Annotated in this window: 13 protein-coding genes; 8 read left to right on the forward strand and 5 right to left on the reverse strand. The window is 36.9% G+C overall.

Going from position 1 to position 15,700, the window contains the following annotated elements; genetic code table 11:
- The first annotated feature begins 14 nt into the window (after positions 1 to 14).
- The 8 genes from buk (at position 15) to LD272_RS02860 (ending at position 10,905) form a co-directional block, all read left to right on the forward strand.
- The gene (gene buk, locus LD272_RS02825) at positions 15 to 1,094 is read left to right on the forward strand and encodes a butyrate kinase (protein WP_226035078.1); all 1,080 of its coding nucleotides are present in this window, start codon (positions 15 to 17) and stop codon (positions 1,092 to 1,094) included.
- 19 nt (positions 1,095 to 1,113) lie between these two features.
- Positions 1,114 to 2,538 carry a dihydrolipoyl dehydrogenase gene (gene lpdA, locus LD272_RS02830; protein WP_226035079.1) on the forward strand — a complete coding sequence of 475 codons (1,425 nt, stop codon included), beginning with the start codon at positions 1,114 to 1,116 and terminating at the stop codon, positions 2,536 to 2,538.
- The gene (locus tag LD272_RS02835) at positions 2,531 to 3,550 is read left to right on the forward strand and encodes a thiamine pyrophosphate-dependent dehydrogenase E1 component subunit alpha (protein WP_226035080.1); all 1,020 of its coding nucleotides are present in this window, start codon (positions 2,531 to 2,533) and stop codon (positions 3,548 to 3,550) included. Before lpdA ends, LD272_RS02835 begins: the two co-directional genes overlap by 8 nt.
- Before the next feature lie 15 nt (positions 3,551 to 3,565).
- Positions 3,566 to 4,549, forward strand: a complete 984-nt coding sequence (locus LD272_RS02840) for an alpha-ketoacid dehydrogenase subunit beta (RefSeq protein ID WP_226035081.1) — start codon at positions 3,566 to 3,568, stop codon at positions 4,547 to 4,549.
- Positions 4,550 to 4,570: 21 nt separating this feature from the next.
- Positions 4,571 to 5,839, forward strand: coding sequence for a dihydrolipoamide acetyltransferase family protein (locus tag LD272_RS02845; protein ID WP_226035082.1), 1,269 nt, complete (start codon positions 4,571 to 4,573; stop codon positions 5,837 to 5,839).
- A gap of 416 nt (positions 5,840 to 6,255) precedes the next feature.
- Positions 6,256 to 6,984: an urease accessory protein UreH domain-containing protein gene (locus LD272_RS02850; protein WP_226035083.1), complete on the forward strand. Its 729-nt coding sequence runs from the start codon at positions 6,256 to 6,258 to the stop codon at positions 6,982 to 6,984.
- A gap of 224 nt (positions 6,985 to 7,208) precedes the next feature.
- Positions 7,209 to 8,381 (forward strand): D-alanyl-D-alanine carboxypeptidase family protein, encoded by a 1,173-nt coding sequence (locus LD272_RS02855; RefSeq protein WP_226035084.1) that lies wholly within the window; start codon positions 7,209 to 7,211, stop codon positions 8,379 to 8,381.
- Positions 8,382 to 8,796: 415 nt separating this feature from the next.
- Positions 8,797 to 10,905 carry a heavy metal translocating P-type ATPase gene (locus LD272_RS02860; RefSeq protein ID WP_226035085.1) on the forward strand — a complete coding sequence of 703 codons (2,109 nt, stop codon included), beginning with the start codon at positions 8,797 to 8,799 and terminating at the stop codon, positions 10,903 to 10,905.
- A 70-nt stretch (positions 10,906 to 10,975) separates the two neighbouring features.
- Here the strand turns inward: LD272_RS02860 and LD272_RS02865 are convergent, their stop codons facing one another.
- The 5 genes from LD272_RS02865 to LD272_RS02885 form a co-directional block, all read right to left on the reverse strand.
- Positions 10,976 to 11,965 carry an ornithine cyclodeaminase family protein gene (locus LD272_RS02865; RefSeq protein ID WP_226035086.1) on the reverse strand — a complete coding sequence of 330 codons (990 nt, stop codon included), beginning with the start codon at positions 11,963 to 11,965 and terminating at the stop codon, positions 10,976 to 10,978.
- Between the two features lie 71 nt (positions 11,966 to 12,036).
- Positions 12,037 to 12,918, reverse strand: coding sequence for a DMT family transporter (locus tag LD272_RS02870; RefSeq protein WP_226035087.1), 882 nt, complete (start codon positions 12,916 to 12,918; stop codon positions 12,037 to 12,039).
- A gap of 203 nt (positions 12,919 to 13,121) precedes the next feature.
- Positions 13,122 to 14,078: an ABC transporter permease gene (locus tag LD272_RS02875; RefSeq protein WP_226035088.1), complete on the reverse strand. Its 957-nt coding sequence runs from the start codon at positions 14,076 to 14,078 to the stop codon at positions 13,122 to 13,124.
- Positions 14,078 to 14,989: an ABC transporter ATP-binding protein gene (locus tag LD272_RS02880; protein ID WP_226035089.1), complete on the reverse strand. Its 912-nt coding sequence runs from the start codon at positions 14,987 to 14,989 to the stop codon at positions 14,078 to 14,080. The genes LD272_RS02875 and LD272_RS02880 overlap by 1 nt, the downstream gene beginning before the upstream one ends.
- The gene (locus LD272_RS02885; protein WP_226035090.1) at positions 14,990 to 15,700 is read right to left on the reverse strand and encodes an ABC transporter ATP-binding protein; all 711 of its coding nucleotides are present in this window, start codon (positions 15,698 to 15,700) and stop codon (positions 14,990 to 14,992) included. It lies immediately after the preceding gene.

A 15,700-nucleotide genomic window follows, 5' to 3' on the forward strand; every position in this document is an offset into this window, starting at 1 on the left:
TGGAGGGGATCGTTTTGCAACACAAAAATCGAATTTTGGTGATTAACCCTGGATCGACTTCTACCAAGATAGGTGTCTTTGATAATGAAACGTGTATTTTCGAAAAAGTAATTAGACATAACGTGGAAGAAATTAACTTATATAATCGAGTCAACGATCAATATGAATTCAGAAAAAAGATTATCTTAGATGAATTAGATTATGAAGGAATTAATATCTCAAAACTAAGTGCCGTTTGTGGACGGGGAGGGCTATTACGTCCGATAGAAGGCGGAACCTATGAAGTTAACGGGGAAATGCTTGAAGATTTACGAATTGGCTATAGCGGAGAGCATGCTTCAAACCTTGGCGGTATTCTTGCCTTTGAAATTGCAAGTGGATTGAATATTCCATCCTATATAGTCGATCCAGTCGTGGTTGATGAACTAGACGAGATTGCAAGAGTTTCAGGTGTTCCAGAAATCCCAAGAATAAGTATATTCCATGCATTAAACCAAAAATCAGTTGGAAGGCAAGCTGCGACTGATATTGGCAGTTCTTATCATGAAGTGAACTTAATTGTCGTACACATGGGTGGAGGTATTACGGTCGGTGCTCACAGAAATGGAAAGGTCATCGATGTTAATAACGGATTGCATGGGGATGGTCCTTTCTCACCTGAAAGAGCAGGGACCGTACCAGCTGGAGAATTGATATCAATGTGTTTTTCTGGAGAATATTATCGTGAGGAAATGATGAAGAAGATTGTTGGTCACGGTGGGTTAATGGGTCACTTACTAACAAATGATGCACTCGAAGTGGAAAAAAGGATTAAAAATGGTGACCAAAAAGCAGACCAGATTTATCAAGCAATGGCTTATCAAGTCGCTAAAGAAATCGGTTCGATGAGTGCAGTATTAGCGGGTAAGGTTGATGCAATAGCTCTTACTGGCGGTCTTGCTTATGCAAAAGAGTTTATCTCATTAATTTCTAAGCGTGTTGATTGGATTGCGGATATACTCGTTTATCCTGGTGAAAATGAATTGCAAGCTTTGGCTAAAGGTACATTACGTGTACTTAAAGAGGAGGAAGCTCCTAAGAAGTATCCTAATTAGGTAGAGAGGAGTATTCACTATGGCTTATGAATATGATTTAGTTGTAGTCGGTGGAGGTACTGGTGGATATGTCGCTGCTATCCGTGCATCACAGCTAGGGTTAAAGACTGCGATTGTTGAAAGTAATAAGCTTGGAGGAACGTGCTTACACAAAGGCTGTATTCCATCAAAAGCATTACTCCGAAGCGCAGAAGTGTACAAACAGACAAAACTAGCAGATGAATTCGGAGTTGAATTAAGTCAACCGACGATTAACTTTGAAAAAGTGCAATTACGAAAAAATAACATAGTAGAAAAATTACATAATGGTGTACAAGGTCTAATGAAAAAGGGGAAAATAGATATTTATCACGGGTTCGGGAGGATTTTGGGTCCATCAATATTTTCCCCAAGCGCTGGTACAATTTCTGTTGAAATGAATAACGGGGAAGAAAACGAAATGCTTATCCCGAAAAATGTTTTAATTGCAACAGGGTCCCGGCCAAAAGAACTGCCTGGTTTAGAGTCAGATGGTGAATTTGTTTTAAATTCAGACCATGCACTCGAATTGGATCAGCTACCGAAGTCAATCATTATTGTTGGTGGTGGCGTGATTGGTATTGAATGGGCATCAATGCTATCTGATTTTGATGTCGATGTTACAGTTTTAGAATATGCCGATCGAATCCTGCCTAATGAAGACGAAGAAATATCGAAAGAAACTCAAAGGTTATTAAAGAAAAAAGGAATTGCTATAGTTACCAATGCAAAAGTGCTTCCGGAAACGTTAAAAAAGGAAGATGGAATAGAAATTCAAGCAGAACATAAAGACAATAATAAGAGCTTTCAAGCTGAAAAACTATTAGTTTCGATTGGTAGAGAACCTAATGTTCAAAACATTGGTTTAGAAAATACAGACATTTTAAAAACGGATAACGGGTATATAGAAACAAACGAGTTCTATCAAACAAAAGAGTCTCACATCTATGCCATTGGTGACGTTATCGGCGGTATGCAATTAGCACATGTTGCCTCACATGAAGGATTGGTTGCTGTTGAACATATGGCAGATCAATCACCGATACAGGTGAACTATCAAAATGTTCCAATTTGTGTTTATTCCAATCCTGAAATAGCGAGAATTGGATTAACGGAAAATCAAGCAATCGAACAAGGCTACGATATAAAAACAGCTAAGACATCATTTAAAGCAATAGGAAAGGCACTTGTTTATGGGGAATCAGATGGCTTTGTCAAAATGATTGTCGATAATAAAACAAGTGATTTGTTAGGAGTCCATATGATTGGACCGCATGTTACAGACTTGATTTCAGAAGCTTCTTTAGCAAAATTATTGGATGCAACGCCTTTGGAAATAGCTGAGAGTATTCACCCGCATCCAACCTTGTCAGAATCAATTAGTGAAGTGGCGATGGCAATAGAGGGGAGAAAAATACATGGCTAATTCAGTTAGGAGGGCTAGCGTGACAAAGAACAGGCATAAAGAGTTAGGGTTATCAGATGATCAAGTAATGGATATATACCGAACAATGCTTTTAGCTCGAAAATTCGATGAAAGATTATGGTTACTAAATCGATCAGGGAAAATTCCTTTTGTGATTTCCTGCCAAGGGCAAGAAGCTGCTCAAGTTGGTGCAGCCTTCGCATTAAATCGAGAAAAAGATTATGTTCTTCCATATTATCGTGACTTGGGTGTCGTTTTAGCGTTTGGGATGACACCACAGGAATTGATGCTTTCTAACTTTGCCAAGGCTGAAGACCCTAATTCAGGCGGTCGGCAAATGCCAGGACATTTTGGGCAAAAGAAAAACCGTATCGTAACAGGTTCTTCACCGGTGACAACACAAGTGCCACACGCAGTAGGTATTGCGTTAGCAGGAAAAATGGAGAAGAAAGACTTTGTAAGTCTAGTTACGTTCGGTGAAGGTTCCTCCAATCAAGGGGATTTTCATGAAGGTGCTAACTTTGCAGGTGTACAAAAACTTCCGGTCATATTCATGGTTGAAAATAATCAATATGCGATATCTGTGCCAGTAAGTAAACAACTTGCTTGCGAAAAGGTGTCAGATCGAGCACAGGGTTATGGTATGCCTGGTGTTACTGTAGATGGAAATGATCCTCTTGCTGTTTATCAAGCGGTTAAACAAGCAGCGGACCGGGCCAGAAATGGCGATGGACCATCATTAGTAGAGACTGTATCATACCGGTTAACACCACATTCCAGTGATGATGATGATCGCAGTTATCGTACAAAAGAAGAGGTTGAAACAGCTAAAGAGAAAGATTCATTAAAATCATTTTCAACCTATTTAAGAGAATTAAATTTATTAACAGAAGAAATAGAAGGAAAGTATAAAGAAGAGATTATGAAAGTCATAAACGATGCAACCGATTATGCGGAAAAAGCAGCATATGCTGACCCAAAAACGTTATTTGACCACGTTTACGCTGAGTGAGGAGGGGGATTATCAATGCCAGTAATGAGTTATATACAGGCTGTCACACGCGCATTAAAAGAAGAAATGGAACGAGATGAAAAAGTGTTTGTCCTTGGTGAAGATGTTGGTGTGCGTGGCGGAGTGTTTCGTGCAACCGATGGGTTATACGATCAATTTGGAGAAGCCAGGGTATTAGATACGCCGCTTGCGGAGTCGGCGATTGCAGGTGTTGGAATTGGTGCTGCGATGTACGGAATGAGACCTGTGGCAGAAATGCAGTTTGTTGACTTTATTTTACCTGCTGTTAATCAAATATTATCCGAAGCAGCTAAAATTAGATATCGTTCAAATAATGACTGGACATGTCCAATTACAATCCGAGCACCATATGGTGGCGGAGTCCATGGAGCACTTTACCATTCACAGTCACTTGAATCAATTTTTGCTAACCAACCTGGATTAAAGATTGTGATGCCATCTACCCCATATGATGTAAAAGGACTGTTAAAGTCTGCCATTAGGGATGAAGATCCTGTTCTTTTCTTTGAACATAAGCGAGCATACCGTCTAATAAAAGGTGAAGTCCCAACAGATGACTATACCCTTCCAATTGGGAAAGCGGATGTAAAGCGTGAAGGAACAGATATAACCGTCATTACATATGGATTATGTGTTCATTTTGCATTACAAGCAGCTGAAAAACTTGAGGCAGAAGGTATTAGTACCCATGTGTTGGATCTCCGTACTGTTTATCCATTAGATCAGCAAGGAATTATCGAAGCAGCTTCTAAAACTGGTAAAGTATTACTAATTACTGAAGATAATAAAGAGGGAAGTATCATTGGACAAGTATCAGCGATCATAGCTGAAAACTGTTTATTTGATTTAGATGCACCAATTAAACGATTAGCAGGACCTGAGGTACCATCAATGCCTTATGCTCCGACGCTTGAAAAAGAATTCATGTTAAACCCGGACAAAGTAGAACGAGCAATACGTGAACTTGCTGAATTTTAACAAATAAGGAGGGATATGAACTTGAGTTCAGAAAAAATTAACATGCCCCAGCTTGGTGAAAGTGTGACAGAAGGAACCATTAGTACATGGCTTGTCAAAGAGGGAGATCATGTCAATAAATATGATCCATTAGCTGAAGTGATGACAGATAAAGTTAATGCGGAAGTTCCATCCTCTTTTACAGGAACAATTAAGGAAATAGTAGTCTCTGAAGGTGACACTATTTCTGTTGGAGAACTGATGTGTTACATGGAAGTTGCTAATGAAGAAACCACTGGACAAGCAAATAAACCTGAGGAAAAACAGACCGCAGATGAAGCAATCGAAGAAACATTTACTACCGATGATCGATCAATGAAAACGCGTTATTCTCCTGCTGTTCTGCGTCTAGCACAGGAAAATGATATTGATTTGACCAAGGTTAACGGGTCTGGAAAAAGTGGACGAATTACAAGAAAAGATGTTGAGAAAATTATCAACTCAGGTGTTATCCCATCGGCGAGCGATAAAGCCGTTTCTTCAACTGAAGGTGAAAGAGAGCCTGTTGAAAATAAACAAGCTACACAAACGAACTATGCTCAGTCAGCCGATGGAGACACTGAAATTCCGGTAACTGGTGTTCGTAAAGCCATTGCCCAAAATATGGTCCGTTCGTCAACGGAAATCCCACATGCATGGATGATGGTTGAAGTTGATGTGACGAACTTAGTTAAATACCGAAGTAGTGTTAAAGATAAGTTTAAAAATGAGGAAGGGTATAACCTAACTTTCTTTGCGTTCTTTGTAAAAGCAATCGCAAAGGCCATAAAAGAATTTCCGCAAGTCAACAGTTCGTGGGCAGGGGATAAGATTATCCAGCGTAAGGATATTAACATATCAATCGCAGTTGCAAAAGGCCAAGAATTATTTGTACCAGTAATTAAGTACGCAGATGAAAAAAGTATTAAAGGAATTGCTAAAGATATCGCTGCACTAGCAGGTAAAGCGCGCAACGGTAAATTAACTTCAGAAGATATGAGCGATGGGACCTTCACGGTAAATAACACTGGTTCGTTCGGTTCAGTTCAATCAATGGGAGTAATCAACTATCCACAAGCAGCAATATTACAAGTGGAATCTATCGTGAAAAGACCAGTAATCATCGATGATATGTTTGCCGCAAGAGATATGGTTAACCTATGTTTATCATTAGATCACCGAGTATTGGATGGTTTAGTATGCGGCCAGTTCCTTGCTAGAGTTAAAGAATTATTAGAAAACACGACAAGTGAAAATACACCAATATATTAAGTTGTAAAATCCGGGATGAATCCAACTCCTGGATTTTTTTTTGTGGTTTTTGCTGATTTGAAATGGAATAAAGTAGTCAAATTTATGTCCCAAGGATAACTACCCATGAATACTATATGTAGGAATTCTAAATAAGGGGAGATTAATTTGTCACACAATCAGGGAACGTTAATAAATATCCTATTGAATTGACTGTAGTTATTGGGATGGTACTTTTATGGATAAATCAAGTAGGTCCAGTGTTTTAAGAAGCTGATAGGTATTGACTGTCTAACTAAGAATTTAACTGAATGAATCTAATTTAATCTTATGATGTTTTATATGAAAACTGATGGAATCTTTCCGTTATAATAATAGTAGTACATGTAGAAGTTATCGTTGACTTTAGCAAGGCAATTCTAGGAGTGAATTATTATATGTATCAATTTTTTAGTAATATTAGTAACTTTCTTAGTTCTCCTTTTCTAAGTTTAGCTAACCAATGGGAAGCAGTTCCTATCTTATCAGCATTGTTACTTGGAATTGTAGGGGCTGTTGCCCCGTGTCAATTCACCGGGAATTTAGGTGCAATTACTATCTTTGGTAATCGTTCGTTACAGAAAAATATACCATGGGTATATATCTGCTTTTTTATACTTGGTAAAATTCTTGTTTTTTCAGGATTGGGACTTATTGTTTGGCTTCTAGGAATGGAGTTTCAGTCAAGTTTTACAGCAATTATCCCAGTTATTAGAAAAGCAATAGGACCGGTTTTGATTCTTATAGGAATTTTCTTGGCCGGTTTTTTAAAGTTTCATTGGAGTATTCATCTAGGAAAAATTCCAGAGAGATATATAAAGGACAGTAAACTAGGAAGCTTTTTAATGGGAGTTAGCTTCACATTGGCGTTTTGTCCCACTATGTTTATCTTATTTTTTATTACTCTTATGCCGATTGTTCTATCTACAACTTATGGCGCAATTTTACCAACTGTCTTTGCTCTTGGTACCTCAGTGCCACTATTAATTGCGATATTCTTAATTTGGTATTTTGAACTAGGTGGTACTTTTATGAAAAAAGGAAGAAGAATAGGTAAAATGGTACAAATTGCTGCCGGATGGGTATTAATTTTCTTAGGAGTCTTAGACACGTTAACTTATTGGTAAAAGTGGATCTTTTAAGATTAAATTTGAACAGTAATTTTTTTGTAGGTACACAGAAGTCGCTACTTTACGCAGCAATTTCTGTGTGCTTTTTAGATTTCAAAATAATTTCAATTTGTTAACAAAAGTAACATCTATATGACGTTTTTAAAAAATACACCTAGTCTGTACATATTTAAATTATACTATTGTTAGGAATCAACTGACTTCTTAGAAAGGTGTTCAACATGAATAAGTGTATAACTATTATTGTATTAATTATTTTAATAAATCAGCTATCTATAGCAGAAGCAGATGCTCATCAAAGTTCGAAGACACCAAATATAGTAAGTGAATCAGCGCTTTTAATAGATGAAAAAACTGGACAAGTTTTATATGAAAAATACCCAGATAATGAAATGTACCCTGCTAGTTTGACCAAAATTGCAACGGCAATTTATGCAATCGAAACAGGGGACCTAGATGATATTGTTACAGTTAGTAGAAAGGCAAGGTCAACAGGTGGTTCAAGTGTTTTTTTAGATGAAGGAGAACAACTATCATTAAGAAGATTAGTAGAAGGATTAATTATTAATTCGGGCAATGATACAGGCGTGGCTATTGCCGAACACCTTGAAGGTTCGGTTATGAATTTTTCGGATAGTCTAAATAAGTATCTGAAAAATACCATAGGTGTTAACAATACGAATTTTGAAAATCCACATGGCTTATTTGATCCAGCCCATGTAACTACTGCAACTGATCTCGCAAAGATAACTCAATATGCAATGAAAAATAAAGTCTTCAGAGATATAATTGGTACAAAACAATTAAATTGGAATGGTGAGTCATGGGATACGACACTTTATACACATCATAAATTAATGAGAGAACAACCATATGAAGGAATAACGGGAGGTAAAACAGGATATGTAACGGAATCTGGATTTACTTTAATAACAACTGCACAACGTAATAATATTAGTCTAATAGCCGTTGTTCTAAAAGCTCCGCAAGTAGATGCCTACAATGATACAACAAAATTATTGGACTATGGTTTTGATAATTTTAAGACCAATAAAATCGAACAAGGAAAAGAATATACCGATGAAGAAGGAATAGTATATGAAATTCAAGATGATCTTTACTTCACACAGTCTGTAGGCGAACAGGTTAAACCTAAGCTATCAAGTGATGGGAAGTTAACCATAAATCAAAAATCGGATGATCTTAATGTGACTTTTAAGCTATCAAAGAAAGTTGAAGATGAGGAAAAAGATAAGCAGACAAACAAAGTAGATCAGAAAATTGTGGAAGAATCCGAACAAGAGAGTGGTACCTTTCTAATTGTTTTCGTTATAGTAATCGTTGCCGTCTTTTTTTCCTTAAGGATAAGAAAAAAGATACTATTAAATAGATGATTTTATTTTTTGGATAGTGAGTCAATTTTATAATTACCAATATCAAGCTATATCCCAATTATATGTTGTATCCTGATGGCGGTTATTATGATATTGATTATTTATCATCTTCAAGTTAGATGACACTAACAATACAGATTAGTATAAGAAGCCACTTACCTATTTGATAGGTGAGTGGTTTTGTTTGCATTTAATACTAAAAAAGAGAGAAATTGGATTCTTTAGCATCCAATGGTTGCTTATTTCAAAAAGAATGTCTGCTTAAACTGTATCTACTTTACATTATGAAGAACAATAAACAATAACCATAAATGAAGTGTGTAATTTCATATGTTTTTCTCATACATATAGGGGGTATTTGTCTATTATAACTCTAAATTCATAATTAATAGTACTGACAATAAGGAGGATTAATATGGATGAAAAGTATGAAAAGGATAGAAAAAACAATACAAAACATGATAATCATAAACATGTAGATAACAACCAACACCATGAGGATAATATCAATTATGATCATCACAAAGATCATGAACATGGTGATCAAGGCCATGATCATGATAACCATGGACATGGTGGGCACGATCATAGCCACATGCTTGATGATTTTAAAAAAAGATTTTACATTTCATTAATAGTTACTATTCCTATTTTGATTTTTTCACCGATGATTCAATCATTTTTGGGATATGAATTTAGCTTTCCTGGTGTTATGTATGTTTTATTTGCTTTAGCAACTTTCATCTTTTTTTATGGTGGAAAACCATTCTTAACCGGTTCCTATGATGAACTCAAACAAAAGAATCCAGGAATGATGACACTTATAGCACTAGCGATCGTGGTTGCCTATGTATATAGTTCCTTGACCGTATTTGGGCTTTCAGGGAGTAATTTCTTCTGGGAACTAGCTACTCTTATAGTTATCATGCTGCTAGGTCACTGGATCGAAATGCGATCAGTAATGGGTGCATCTAATGCACTTGAAGAATTAGTAAAAATGATCCCCTCAGAAGCTCATCTAATCGGTGAAAATGGTGACATGAAAGATGTTAAGGTGGATCAATTAGTGCAAGGAAATAAGGTGCTTGTCAAACCCGGGGAGAAAGTCCCTGTTGATGGATTAATTGAAAAAGGACAATCAGATGTAAATGAATCGATGCTAACGGGTGAATCAGTACCAGTTGAAAAAACTACAGATGATCAAGTTATAGCAGGATCGATAAATGGGGAAGGCTCTTTGACGCTCCAAGTTGAAAAGACTGGAGAAGACAGCTACCTATCTCAAGTAGTCAAAATGGTAAAAGAAGCACAGGAGTCTCGTTCTAAAACACAAGACTTATCTAATCGTGCAGCTAAATGGCTATTTTATCTAGCGCTATTTGCTGGTTTCACTACACTAATTGTTTGGTTAGTGATAGGCTTTCCGTTTGATTATGCGTTAGAACGGATGGTAACAGTCATGGTCATTGCTTGTCCCCATGCACTGGGTCTGGCAGCGCCATTAGTAGTTGCGAGATCAACTGCATTAGCGGCAAAGCGAGGACTATTAATTAGAAATCGAGCAAACTTTGAGGAAGCAAGAAATATACAATCGATTGTATTTGATAAAACAGGTACATTAACTGAAGGTGAATTTGGTATAACAGAAATTGTTACTGAAGAAGGGTATCAGAAAAACGATTTGTTACAAATTGCTGCCTCACTTGAAGCGCAATCAGAACATCCAATTGCAAAAGGCATAGTAGAAGAGGCTAAAAGCCAAAAACTTACTTTAACTGAGCCTGAAAAATTCGAATCAATGACAGGAAAAGGGTTAAAAGGAGTTATAGCCGGAAAAGAAATATTAATTGTAAGTCCAGGATATGTGGAAGAAAAACAAATAAGCTATCAAGCGCAAAAGTTTGAGGAATTCTCCGAAGAAGGTAAAACAGTTGTATTCGTATTAATAAGTAATGAATTGGCAGGGATGATTGCCCTAGCAGATAAAGTAAGGGAAAGTGCAGAGCGAGCAGTCTCTCGTTTGAAGGATTTACATGTGCAATCGATCATGTTGACTGGAGACAATTCTAAAGTTGCCCAGTGGGTAGCTAATCAATTGAAATTAGACGAAGTCATCGCAGAAGTGTTACCACATGAAAAGGCCGAGAAAATAAAAGCATTAAAAAGTCAAGGATTAAAAATTGCGATGACAGGTGATGGTGTTAATGATGCACCTGCTTTGGCAAATGCGGACCTTGGTATAGCCGTAGGAGCTGGTACAGATGTAGCGATGGAAACAGCTGATGTGATTTTAGTGAAAAGTAATCCCGAAGATGTTGTTTCGATTCTTGAGCTATCAAAATCAACGTATAAAAAGATGATTCAAAACCTTTGGTGGGCCGCTGGATATAATATAGTAACCATCCCACTTGCAGCTGGTATTCTTTATCCGTTAGGAATTGTATTAAGTCCTGCTGTTGGTGCTGTATTAATGTCATTAAGTACGGTTGTAGTTGCAATTAATGCTCGGTTGTTTAAAGGATAAAAACTAAATTTACAACTTGGCTCCTTGGTAACCCGTAGAGCCAAGTTGTTTTATTATTTTCTATAGAATGTCAAATATCTACGTGAGTGCCGTTACCAGACTTGAGTGCTTTTTTATATAATAAATCAGCCACGATGATATCAGCCACAGCTAATCCAACCGACTCAAACAAGGTAATCTCTTGGTCATTAATACGGCCAGTTAGTTTACCATCGATTAGTGTACCTAACTCACCGTCCAAGTCACTAGCTTGAAATACACCTTCTTTTATTGGTATTTGTAAGTCTCCCGTTTCCTCTAAGGCAGCACTTATTGATTCCACAAAAATTTTATCAGCGGTGGCGACTATTTGTGAGGGTATTTCTTGCATAGTAGGTTGGAATGCTCCTACCGCATTAATATGGGTGCCTTGCTTAACGCTGTCAGCGGAGAAAACTGGTGTAGTTGAACCGGTAGATGTAACGATAATATCAGCCTTGGCGACCGCTTCATCGGCATCACTTAGTACAGTAATAGTTAAGTCATCAGTACTGTATTGTCTCAGTAATTCCTCTCGAAACTCTTCTGCCTTTGACCGGGTACGATTCACCAAGAATATTTCCTTAATTGATCGAACAGTCATGATAGCCTCAACTAGTCCTGGTGCCTGTTCTCCAGTACCAATCACAGACAAGGAACTCGAGTCTTCACGGGACAACAATTTCGTAGCAAGCCCGGATACAGCTCCAGTTTTGATAACAGTTAAATAAGATCCTTCTAGCAATGCTAAAGGTTCACCTGTTTCGATGTCGGAAAGGAAGACAACACCATGAATGCTTTTTTTTCCTACTTTTATATTATTTGGAAAGGAATTAACCTGCTTTAGGCCCATTACCCCAGCATCTGGAGCAACTGATGGCATCGTTAATGACTTTCCTTGAAACTTTTCAACAGGAAGGGTACTTCTAATCGGTGTTTCTGTTCGCCCAGCAGAGTATTCTTGTAAGGCGGTTGCACAAGCATCAATTACTTCTTTCATATTCATAACACTTTTTTGTTGATTAGCATTAATAACTAACATTAGATATCTCCTTCTTATTGTACTAACAGGTTCTAATTTTATTTATATGAACACCATATTAATGGGAAAATTTAATTATATTCTAATTTCACCTTCTTTTTCCCTGATAAATAAACACCTGCTAAAATAAATAATAACCCAAATAGTAAATTGGTTGATAACGGCTCGTCCAAAAGCAAAGCACCCCATAACATTGCGGTAACCGGTACTAGATAGTAAACGGATGTTGCGAATTCTGCACTCTTTTCTTTAACCATATAAAAGAATAATATATTAGATATGCCAGATCCAAAAATACCGAGACCAATTATTGCAACAATCGGAGTTAACGATGAAAATGCACTTGACGGAAAGGAGGATGTTAAGGTCATACCGAGAAAACTGAAGACTGTACCTACTGTTAGTGTCGCTATGGAGACTACAAGGACAGAATCTTGATTCAAATGTTTTTTGGCATACTGTGAGGCAATCCCGTAACAAATAGTAGCTAAAAGCATTGTGCCAATTCCAATGAAATCATCACCAAATAGCTGAATAACGTTAAATTCGAGCAAAATCAAGATACCAACAAATCCGATGATAATGCCAATCCACTGTTTATTCGATAATAATATAGAAAAAAATAAAAATCCAATCAAGCTAGTTAAGATTGGTGTCGTTGCATTAAGGATAGCAGCAGTACTACTCATAATTTTCATTTCACTCAGACTGATTAGCATCCAAGGTACGGTTACGTTTAGCATTCCCACAATAAGTAGGGCTTTCCAAGGTTGTTTTTTCGATAACTCATCTCTTCTTTTTAAAAACAAAATAGCGTATAAAGGTAATACACCAAACAGACATCGTAAAAAGACTATTGCCCATGGTCCTGCGTAGGGAAGAAGTAATTTAATAAATAAAAAAGACATCCCCCAAATAAAACTAAGTGTTAGTAACGCGCCGTATGGTTTCAAATAAATCCCTCACTCTTAGTATTCATATTGTCGCAATCATGTAATTAAACATATATGGATTAGTTTCAATCATCATATTTTGTACATGAATGTACTATATTAAGCTTGCCAGTTGATACAAGTTAAAGCAACTAGTTAAACTTAGGACAGGTAACAAATAGTCGAGTGGATGTATGATCCACTCGACTAGATTAATTTTAAATTTATGCGGCCACATCTCGTTTGGCAAATACACCAAATGCAAATAAATGGAAAATAAAGAAGTAAACTAGCAGCATAAAAATTGAAAATGAAAGTGTCATTCCATCTATTGGTGGGACACCGTCAAAATAAACGCTTAAGTCTGTGTTGGCAAATAAAATATATTTTGCCCACTCAAATCTACTTGCAAGTAACATCGTTGCTGTACCGCCCATAAATAAGAGGAACAAGGAAATTCCAACCGCAAACGAGCTGTTTCGAAACACCGAAGAAATCATAAAGGCCATTGTGGCAATCATTAATAAATCAATTGAACTTAAGAAATATTCACCTACTAGATTGATAGCAACATTTCGTTCAACAACTTCACCATTACTGTAGGCTAGGTGTGAGACATCGCTTGAGGGAAGTCCAAATAGGATTAACCCAACAATAGAAGAAAAGAGATAAATAATTGCTAACATAGAAACCCCAAATAGGAGAACAGTAAGGTATTTAGAAAGCAATATCTTCATTCGATTAATTGGTCTGATCAATAGTAATTTGATTGTTCCAGATGAAAATTCAGATGCAACAATACCGGCCGCAACAATAATAGTAAATAAACCTGCCAGACTAATCAGTGGCTGAGCATCACCGACAAATGACCAGATATGTTGTTCGGATTCAGGAGCGATATCATGTTGTAAACGGTATTGATTCAGAGCAATTTGTCTTTCATAATGCATTTTTAATTGGGTATTATTTCCACCGATACTGGTTAAGTTTTCTTGATCAGATGTAATTTGAGCTTCTATATCTTGTTCCCAGTTTGGATTATCTTGCATGGGATTAGTTTCCTCTTGATATTTAAACAATGCACCTATTCCAATCACTGAAAGTAGCAGCATCCCAATCATTGCACTTGTACTGATTTTGCGGAATATTTTAATCCACTCGTTGATAATTAGTTTTCCCATTACTCAATTTCTCCTTTCTGTGCTGTTACTTCAAGGAAGCGGTCTTCTAACGTTTTTACAATTTGATTTGCACTATAAACAGCAATATCCGAATCAATCAGACGTTTCAAAAGAGTAGGGATATCTTCTTTTTTGGCTTTAATCGTAAATCCTTGTGCTGTGATGACGGCATTCCAATCTGTTTGTAACCAATCCATCGCGTCATTTAGTGAACCTGTTTCAATGAAATAATCGAGTAGGTCGTCATTGACGAAACCTCTAACCTGTTGAACATCTGTTAGTGAACCTTGTTGGATGATGGCAATACGGTCGCACATCATTTCCATCTCAGATAGCAAATGGCTAGAAACAATCACGCTCATCTGTTTCTCTTTCGTGAGCATGCGTAAGTGATCTCTTATTTCTCTTATTCCTGCTGGGTCAAGTCCATTAGTTGGTTCATCCAAGATTAATAGTTTTGGATCGTGCAACAAACATTGAGCAAGACCTAGACGCTGTCTCATTCCTAACGAATACGTTCTAACTTTTTCATCTATTCGTTCGCTTAATTGAACTAACTTTATGACCTCGTTAATCTTTTGTTTCGTTATCCCTTTATGCATTCTGGCATATTGTCTAAGATTTTGGTATCCGGTAAGATGCTTATACATTTCTGGATTTTCGACAATTGCACCGATGTGCTGCACGGCACCTTCAAAATCTTTGTTTACACTTTTGCCACTTACGATAATATCTCCCTTGGTGATTCCCATTAATCCAACGATCATTCGAATTGTTGTTGTTTTACCAGCTCCATTTGGACCAAGTAATCCAAAAATTTCACCTTCGTTTACGGAAAGGCTTAGATCATTTATTATTTTTTTTCCTTTGATTGTTTTCGATACATTTTCTAATGTAAGTACTGCACTCATTTAGTTATCCTCCTCGATTGTTCCAATTATTTGCTTGAACCACTGTAGCACAGAAAGTCCCTTTTGTTCTCGTAAATCTTCTACTTTTTCTTGTCCAATAACTTCTCCGTAGTAGAGGGCGATTGCTTCATCTAAAAGTGGTTCTATTTCATTAATTTCATGGGTAGCAATTAGCAAAATTTGATTGTCAAAATCAATGTATTGGAGCAAACTTTTTACGATTTGGTCTCTTACCATTGGATCTAAACCAGAAAACGGTTCATCTAGTAAAATTACATCGGCGTCCCTAGCTAGTGTTGTCACAAGCTTAAGCCTTGCTCTGTTCCCTTTTGATAGTGATTTAATTTTTTTGTTATTCTCTAATTTCATTTCTTTTACTAGTAACTCAGCCTTGTTACGATTAAAGTCAGAAAATTGGCTGGCAATATAGTTGATTGTTTCTTGAACGCTAAACGAATCATAAAACATATCGAGCTCTGTTAAATAAGCGATATCTACACTGGTTTTCCTTGTCACCGTATGTCCATGAAGGGTGACATTTCCGCTGTCTGGGAAAATTAAACCGGTTATTAGCTTTAGTGTGGTAGATTTTCCGCTACCATTGGGGCCGATAAGTCCATAAATTTTCCCTTTTTGAAAGGTTAAATTAACATTTTTTAAGGCATAATCATTTCCATACTTCTTTCTTACATCTTGCATGAGAATTGACAT

Origin of the sequence: Aquibacillus saliphilus (assembly GCF_020404745.1) — a bacterium.
Classification (GTDB): Bacteria; Bacillota; Bacilli; order Bacillales; family Amphibacillaceae; genus Aquibacillus; species Aquibacillus saliphilus.